The organism is Candidatus Komeilibacteria bacterium CG_4_10_14_0_2_um_filter_37_10, assembly GCA_002793075.1.
In the GTDB taxonomy this organism is placed as follows: domain Bacteria; phylum Patescibacteriota; class Patescibacteriia; order UBA1558; family UBA1558; genus UM-FILTER-37-10.
This window is the reverse complement of record PFPO01000042.1, coordinates 1-7,365: the sequence shown is the minus strand read 5'-3', so window position 1 is coordinate 7,365 and position 7,365 is coordinate 1. Positions and strand designations below refer to the sequence as shown.

At 37.6% G+C, this 7,365-nt stretch carries 7 protein-coding genes; 5 read left to right on the top strand and 2 right to left on the bottom strand.

Annotated elements, in window-relative coordinates:
* Positions 1–529: 529 nt before the first annotated feature.
* Positions 530–1,324 carry a hypothetical protein gene (locus COX77_02205; GenBank protein PIZ99209.1) on the bottom strand — a complete coding sequence of 265 codons (795 nt, stop codon included), beginning with the start codon at positions 1,322–1,324 and terminating at the stop codon, positions 530–532.
* An 831-nt stretch (positions 1,325–2,155) separates the two neighbouring features.
* Between COX77_02205 and COX77_02200 the strand changes: the two genes are divergently transcribed.
* Positions 2,156–2,779 carry a hypothetical protein gene (locus COX77_02200; GenBank protein PIZ99208.1) on the top strand — a complete coding sequence of 208 codons (624 nt, stop codon included), beginning with the start codon at positions 2,156–2,158 and terminating at the stop codon, positions 2,777–2,779.
* 29 nt (positions 2,780–2,808) lie between these two features.
* Here COX77_02200 and COX77_02195 read toward each other — a convergent pair whose 3' ends face one another.
* Positions 2,809–3,261: a hypothetical protein gene (locus COX77_02195; GenBank protein PIZ99207.1), complete on the bottom strand. Its 453-nt coding sequence runs from the start codon at positions 3,259–3,261 to the stop codon at positions 2,809–2,811.
* A gap of 105 nt (positions 3,262–3,366) precedes the next feature.
* On the opposite strand from COX77_02195, the gene COX77_02190 reads away from it, so the two are divergent.
* The 4 genes from COX77_02190 (at position 3,367) to COX77_02175 (ending at position 7,153) form a co-directional block, all read left to right on the top strand.
* Positions 3,367–3,945, top strand: a complete 579-nt coding sequence (locus COX77_02190; protein PIZ99206.1) for a hypothetical protein — start codon at positions 3,367–3,369, stop codon at positions 3,943–3,945.
* A 73-nt stretch (positions 3,946–4,018) separates the two neighbouring features.
* A complete protein-coding gene (locus COX77_02185) occupies positions 4,019–5,344 on the top strand; it encodes a DNA polymerase IV (protein PIZ99205.1) in 1,326 nt (441 codons plus the stop codon).
* 125 nt (positions 5,345–5,469) lie between these two features.
* Positions 5,470–6,207: a hypothetical protein gene (locus COX77_02180; GenBank protein PIZ99204.1), complete on the top strand. Its 738-nt coding sequence runs from the start codon at positions 5,470–5,472 to the stop codon at positions 6,205–6,207.
* Between the two features lie 130 nt (positions 6,208–6,337).
* Positions 6,338–7,153, top strand: a complete 816-nt coding sequence (locus tag COX77_02175; protein PIZ99203.1) for a hypothetical protein — start codon at positions 6,338–6,340, stop codon at positions 7,151–7,153.
* Positions 7,154–7,365 lie beyond the last annotated feature (212 nt).

The window sequence follows — 7,365 nt, the reverse complement described above, 5'->3', positions numbered from 1 at the left end:
CTTGTGTTGATTTTGGCATAGTTTTTGACATATAGCCCTAGTTTACTAGAAAGTGCAATATGTGTGTGCACATTACCCAATCATCTTGATCTCTGCCTGACCTTTAATTACTTTTAAAACTTCACCGAGTATATTTCCTTCGGATAACGTTTTTATTTCCGCATTATTCCAACCATTACGGCGGAAAGCTAATTTTAATTCAGCGGCTTGGCTAACATCGAGCATCAAATCATTTGCGCTCATTGTTATATCTCCTATAATTTTGCAACTGTGTTTATCTATTAAACTGAGTTGCTAGTTATTGCTGTTGGGCTCATCAGTTGTTGATTTTGCCACAGTAGAAAACGGCTTAACATAACTGTTAATTAAGCGATTTTTTGCTGTGGCAAAGTTGAAATATAATTTTAAAGTTCAATACTATATATAATCATATAAATAATATTTTGTCAACGGTGCTTCAACACCGGGAGTTAAAAAAAACCGCCCAAGCTATTATAGCTAGAGCGGAATGAGGAAGTGAATAATGAAATTATTTCATCAGAACCATTTTTTTAATGGCTGTATAAGAACCGGCTGATAGCTTATAAAAATAAGTACCACTGGTTAATTTACCACCATCAAAGGTAATTTGATAATTACCTGCTGTTTTTTCTTCATTTATTAGGGTAGTTACTTCTTTGCCGAGAATATCGTAGATTTTTAACTGAACTTGTGAGCTGTTGGGTAAAGAAAAACTAATGTTGGTTATTGGGTTGAAAGGATTAGGATAGTTTTGATGAAGGTTAAAGCTTAAATCATCTTTAGTAACGACAGAATATGAGGATATAGAATTTTCTTTTAGCTCATAGACTATCTCATTTTTTACTAATAATATTCTCCCGTCTTCTACCAAAAAAAGGTATTCCCCATCATTAAATGAATAGTCATGATGGGTCTGCATATTATCATCTGAGATTAACCACCGACTACCAGATAGTTGAATAACATATTTATTAATCACCCTTTGAAGTGAATATATTTGGCTACTATTTAAAGGTAAATCAAAAATGATTCTTTCTGTTCCATCATATTGATTCCCGACAATAGAGTATTTTCCTTGACAATATTTTATTGCTATCGTACCCATCCCAGTATCCGGAAGAACATTATAATATGTTCCATTTTTCTGATTACCAATCTTATACCCCGAGGGGCTAACGATACCGCTATATTCCCCATCACTAACTGACCCCCAAAAATATGTGGAGTCATATATCAAAACGCTAGCCTCTTTATTGGTCTGATAAAAACTATTTGCAGTTTCCACCACATAATAACCATGCATCTCCCACAATAAATTTTCTTCGTAATGATTGGAGTAATAACGGGTATAATAACCTTTATTCGGAATTACACTACTATCAATTAATCCTTGATTCTGAACGGTATAAATAAGATCAACGTGATCACTATCCGCTATCGAGATAAATTTTGTCCAATACCCATTTTCTGCCGGTATCACGATCTCCCTGTCATAGTAGAAGCTTTCTCCTCCATTATTAGAGATAATATTCCCTAGATGCCAATTTGATTTATAATCGCAGAACAAATAACTAAAACTTAAAAACTGATCATTACTTATCCAACCGGTAATTGATGGTAGGGTTATAGTGTTAAAACCATTTTTATTTTTAATAAAAACTTTTGTAACAATGCCACTGGTGCTTCCTTCGGCTCTAATAGCAATTAAACAGCTGTCATTATACCTAACAATTGACGAACCTATGTTAGTATTGGTTGTAATTGGCAAGGAGTCGATAGCTACAAGCATGAAATCATTATTATCTTTTCTCGTCATCGAATAGGATGTTGAGGTCAGGGTGTCTTGATTGTATATTTTCTGAACCATCCCATTACCCAGCATCACCTTGTCAATGATTGAATGATACTGGGCAAAAATAGTTGTAAGTAAACCAAAAACCGTAAAACAAAAAAATACTAGTCTATTCATGGACCATTCTCCGTTTATTATTTAATTATTAATTTGCTATTGAATTTGATACATTATCACATTAATTAATATCTGTCAATCGTTGTAGATAATATGAAATTGACCATTTAATAAAAGTCTGCTAAATTACAATATTGTTAAATGAACTTTAAAATAGGAGAATAAATGAAAAGAATAATCTTAATTCTGTCTTTTTTTGCCATCAATAACTATTCACAAATTATTGATCTGAGTGATAAGGAACAGTTCCAAAAAATCATTGTTTTAACCAAAACAATGTTAGAACAAACAACCACTGTTTCTATTGATAGCACTGGCAAGCGTTACCTTGATTTAACAACAGAAATTGATCAGGATGCCTGGCAGCAAAAATTCTTAGAACAACTGCGCAACCAAAATGCCTGGCGAACCAAGGATTTGCTTTGGGGGCTGTCGAAATCCGCAGTTTCTGGTGTTGGCTTAGGGGTACTAGAATCACACGCTTTCGGTTATCGCTATCCGCATTTAAAAAGTGGTGGCCTGAAAGATTATCTAACCATGAACACTGCCGGTGATGGAGTATTTACTAAATTTTGGCACCCCAATAAAATTGGCCGCTCATTTAATGACATCTTCGATCGTAGTGCTTACCTACAACTTAAAACATACTTTAACGGTAAGTGGTACTGGGCTTATGCTTGTCATTTCACCATCAAAAACATAGTTAGCACCCTGGTTCGTGATTGGGCCAAATACGGTGATGCTTTTTACAGCTTCCAAATTGATCTCATTGTTCCCACTGAATTCTAATTATTAAACACCTCATCAAATGAGGTGTTTTATTTTACTACTTCCGCACCATCAATCGGCATTCTGGGATGACCAGTTAATTTAAAATATTGATCAGAGGCTTCTCTGGTGAGCATATAGACTCGATCTTGAATTAAGATACCTGCTAAACCATTATTTACTTTAAACCATTTCTTTTTTTCACAACCACGCTCTGCTAATATTTTAACTCGTTGTGGTTTTAAATATTGCCAACGACCAGCTGTCACTGATTCTTCCTGCGCCCAACCAGTCAAGGGTAGTTTGACACTCTTATCTCTATTGCCCCACGGCCGCAAAATAGTTTTATCGTCTTGTTTGATGGGCAAAATAGGATGAGCCGACCAGAAGAATGAAGTGGCCTCTTGTTTTTTTCTAAATGACTCAATCTCCTCACTAGTATAAAACTGCGCCAGCTCTTGATCACTTATTTCTTGAATAGTAAAACCAATTCCTCCACACATAAATTAATTGATTATTTGCTTAATTTATTGAATATCTTCATTATACAAAAGTTATCAACAGGTGACTATCTTGACAGGTGAACGAACGTTCACTATCATACTATTATGGATCAGAAACTAAAACAAGCCCAAGAAAAATTAAGTCACTTCTGGCGACAGAATCATCGTCTGCCATCCTTTGCCGAGCTCTGTACTCTTTTTGGCTATGCTTCCAAAAATGCCGCTGCCAAACTAGTCAATAAATTAAAAGAAGCACAAATCATTGAACAAGATGACAATGGTCGCCTAATACCTGGTAAACTACTCACTGGTTTGCCTGTTTTGGGTTATGTCCAAGCTGGCTTTCCCACGCCAGCCGAAGAAGAACTGGCTGACACCATTACCCTTGATCAATATTTATTACGCAATCCTAATTCTTGTTTTATTACGGAAGTTGCCGGCGACTCCATGCTTGGCGCTGGTATTCAGCCAAAAGATCTGGTGATCATTGATCGTGGCTTAACACCACAAAATAATGATATTGTCTTGGCACAAATTGACAGCCAATGGACGCTAAAGTATTTTCAAAAAAAGAACAAAAGTATTTATCTGCAAGCGGCTAATGAAAAATATCCTAAATTGATCCCCCAGCAAGAATTAGTGATCGCTGGTGTTGTTGTCTCCTGCGTCCGGAAGTATAAATAAAGTCGCCTTGAGGTCCATTGCTCGCGACGGTGGACCTTCAAGGTGCAACCAAATTTTATTAAAACAAAACAAAATGGAAAAAGAAAAAGGGAATACCAATTTACTACTTCGCTCCTGGCCTCAAGCCATCATGCACCTTGATGCTGATGCTTTTTTTGCCAGCTGCGAGCAATCGTTGCGACCAGAGCTGAAAGGTCGTCCAGTGGTTACTGGCGCTGAGCGTGGTATTGTCTCGGCAGCTAGTTATGAAGCCAAGGCTTTGGGCATTGGTCGTGGCATACCACTCTGGCAAGTACAAAAAATTTGCCCACGAGCAGTGATTTTGCCCAGCGACTACGAAAGTTATTCTCTCATCTCCTTACGTATCTTTGATATTATGCGTCAGTATATTCCGCAAGTGGAAGAGTACTCTATCGATGAAGCTTTTGCTGACTTAACTGGCTTAAGGCGACCACTACATGCGTCCTACTATCAGATTGCCAAGAAAATACAAAAGCAAATTGAGACCGAACTTAATCTGACCGTCTCTATCGGTGTTAGTTTAAGTAAGTCATTAGCTAAGCTGGCAGCTAACTGGCACAAACCAGCTGGCCTCACTATCGTACCCAGCCAATTAATTGAACAACTATTACGCGCTAACTCACTCGCGACTATCTGGGGCTTTGGTTCCAGTACAGTTAATTATTTGCAGAAGTTTGGTCTGAAAAATGCTTATGACTTTGCTTATCAATCAGAGTATTGGGTAAAAACGCATCTCAATAAAACGGGGTTGGAAATTTGGCGAGAACTTCACGGTGAAGCTGTCTACCCCGTCAATCCAGCAATCAAGCACAGCTATCAATCTATCAGTAAAATGAAAACCTTCTCACCACCCTCTGCTGATAAAAAATATGTCTGGGCTCAATTAATTCGCAACCTAGAATCAGCCTGCATTAAAGCCCGTCGTCATCAGCTAGTGGCTACCAAAGTAATTATTTATTTACGCGAACAGAACTTTCAGAGCCAAGGATTAGAAATCAAGCTTAATCAGCCAACCAATTCTGCTCTTTTGATTACTCCGGTTCTCCAAAGTACTTTTCAAAAATTGTTTTCCCGGCATGGTTCCTACCGCACCACTGGTATTGTTTTAACCAATCTACAAACCGATCAGTGCGTACAAGAAAGTCTGTTTGCGAATCAAGTCAAAATACTAAAAATGGAACGATTAGCCAAAGTTATTGATGAGATTAATTACCGCTTCGGTAAACACACTATTCATCAAGCCACCTCGCTGCCAATCAATAGCATTAGCCGTGGCCAAAAGCGTCATACTACCAGTCCGCGCTGGACCCAAACATTTCGTGGTGAAAATTTACGGCAACACCTTTATCTGCCACGGTGGCTGGCGCCAGCCAATTAATCTTTAACTAAGAGATAGTCATGCCCTCGCCTGTCGTTTAGTTGAAGACAAATACAAAAAATCCTTTCGCTTTAGTGAGAGGGTTTTTTGTTGCCGCAAACAATAAAATAGATTAATATTAATGTATGCTAAATAAACTTACGATCTGCCTCTTAACGATCACCGCCATCTTCTTATTATCGATTAATACTGTTCGGGCGTCAGATACTGACCAAGACGGACTAAGTGACGAAGAAGAAATCAATATCTATCAAACGGATCCAGCGATTACTGATAGTGACAACGATGGTTTTGCTGATGGCCAAGAAATAAAAAATGGTTATTCTCCTTTGCAAAAAAATAAAAAACTTCAGGAAGTAGATAGCGATAGCGACGGACTGCAAGATGACTGGGAAATCAAAATTGGTACCAATCTCAATAATAAAGATAGTGATAACGATGGTTACTCAGATGGTACAGAAATCACTAGTGGTTTTGATCCCTTATCTGTTGAAGGAAAATTAGTGGCAAAAAAGATTCAAGTTGATTTAAAAAAACAACAACTAGAATACTTTTTTAATAATATCAAATTAGACTCTTTTTTAATTTCTAGTGGGGTGGCCAAAATGCCGACTCCGAAGGGCGATTTTACAATTTTAGAAAAAGTACCAACTAAACATTATGCTGGTGCTAATTTCAATTATCCCAATACTAGGTGGAACTTACACTTTACGACTGGCAAATATCGTTATTATATTCACGGTGCCTACTGGCACAATAAATTTGGTCAGCCGATGAGCCATGGTTGTGTCAACGTGTCCTATGCCAACATGGAACGCTTATACAACTGGGCTGATAAAAATACTAAAGTTAAAATTTACTAGCTATTACTACAAACTGTTTCAAGCTTTACTTAGACTTAATAACTTTGTTGATTAAAATGGGGTTTGCTTTTTTTGTACTTTTATAATAAACTCCTAATATTATTGAACTTTAACAAAAAAGGAGATTTCTATGAGTTACCGTAATATCCGTCGCCATGATATTCCTCGCTGGTATGGCCTGAGCTATCAAGACAACGATGAACCAAAACTGATTCTTAGTATTCATCAGGATCTGATTCCGCAACTGGAAGAAATTAATGAAAATGCACCACTGATCAAATACTATCAAGACCACTATAAATTAGGTGTTTGGCAACGCTCAGCTACAAAACACTTTGGCTTTGGTAATACATTTGTTAATAACGAACTGCAAGATGGTTGGCTACAACTTGCAACAACGCTACGACAGTCTTGGCAGAAAATTAACTGTACAGCGTGTAATAGTAAAGGGGAACGCAGCTGGCAAAAACTACGTGTTTGCGATGATGATCAATTTTGCTCAACCTGCCGCGGACTACGATTTATCTATCAATATGATGACATTTGGCTCAGCGAACTACTGATTAATCTGCATATTCTTTTCTCTATCCTATCTACTAACGATACTGCCACTATTTCAAACAAGGAACAACTATTAACAATCGATACTTGCTTTCACGATGGTGGCAAGGATGTCGGTGGTGAGATTAGTAAAAAAATGCGTCACTGGATAATGCAATCAGCGACACGCGATCTTCAGGCCCGGCAAATATTGCTGGCTATGACTCAAGTTTATACCTTAATTACCCCACCCTCCTTTTGTGATGACTTTGCCGTTGAGCTAGATCCGAGTGGTGGTTTTTCCTTACGGTGCCCCGGGCAGAATTGTTGTTCAATCTATGCTAGCGCTCAAGCACTCACCAATAATAACGACGGCTATAAGCTCGGCTCACATAATATTGACTAGCAGGATCAACAATTATCATTCTTAATCGGCTTAGCCATGTTACACGACTTTGCCGATCAAGCACTTTATCAAAAAATCGCCTCTACCTAAAAGCGATTCTTATTTATCACATCACTAACTAGTGATGTGGTTTTTTTTATATCCAAAAAAAAACTAATCTTCAATACTCACGACGATTTCCCGTCCGGCGATTGAATCTCTATTTTTATCAG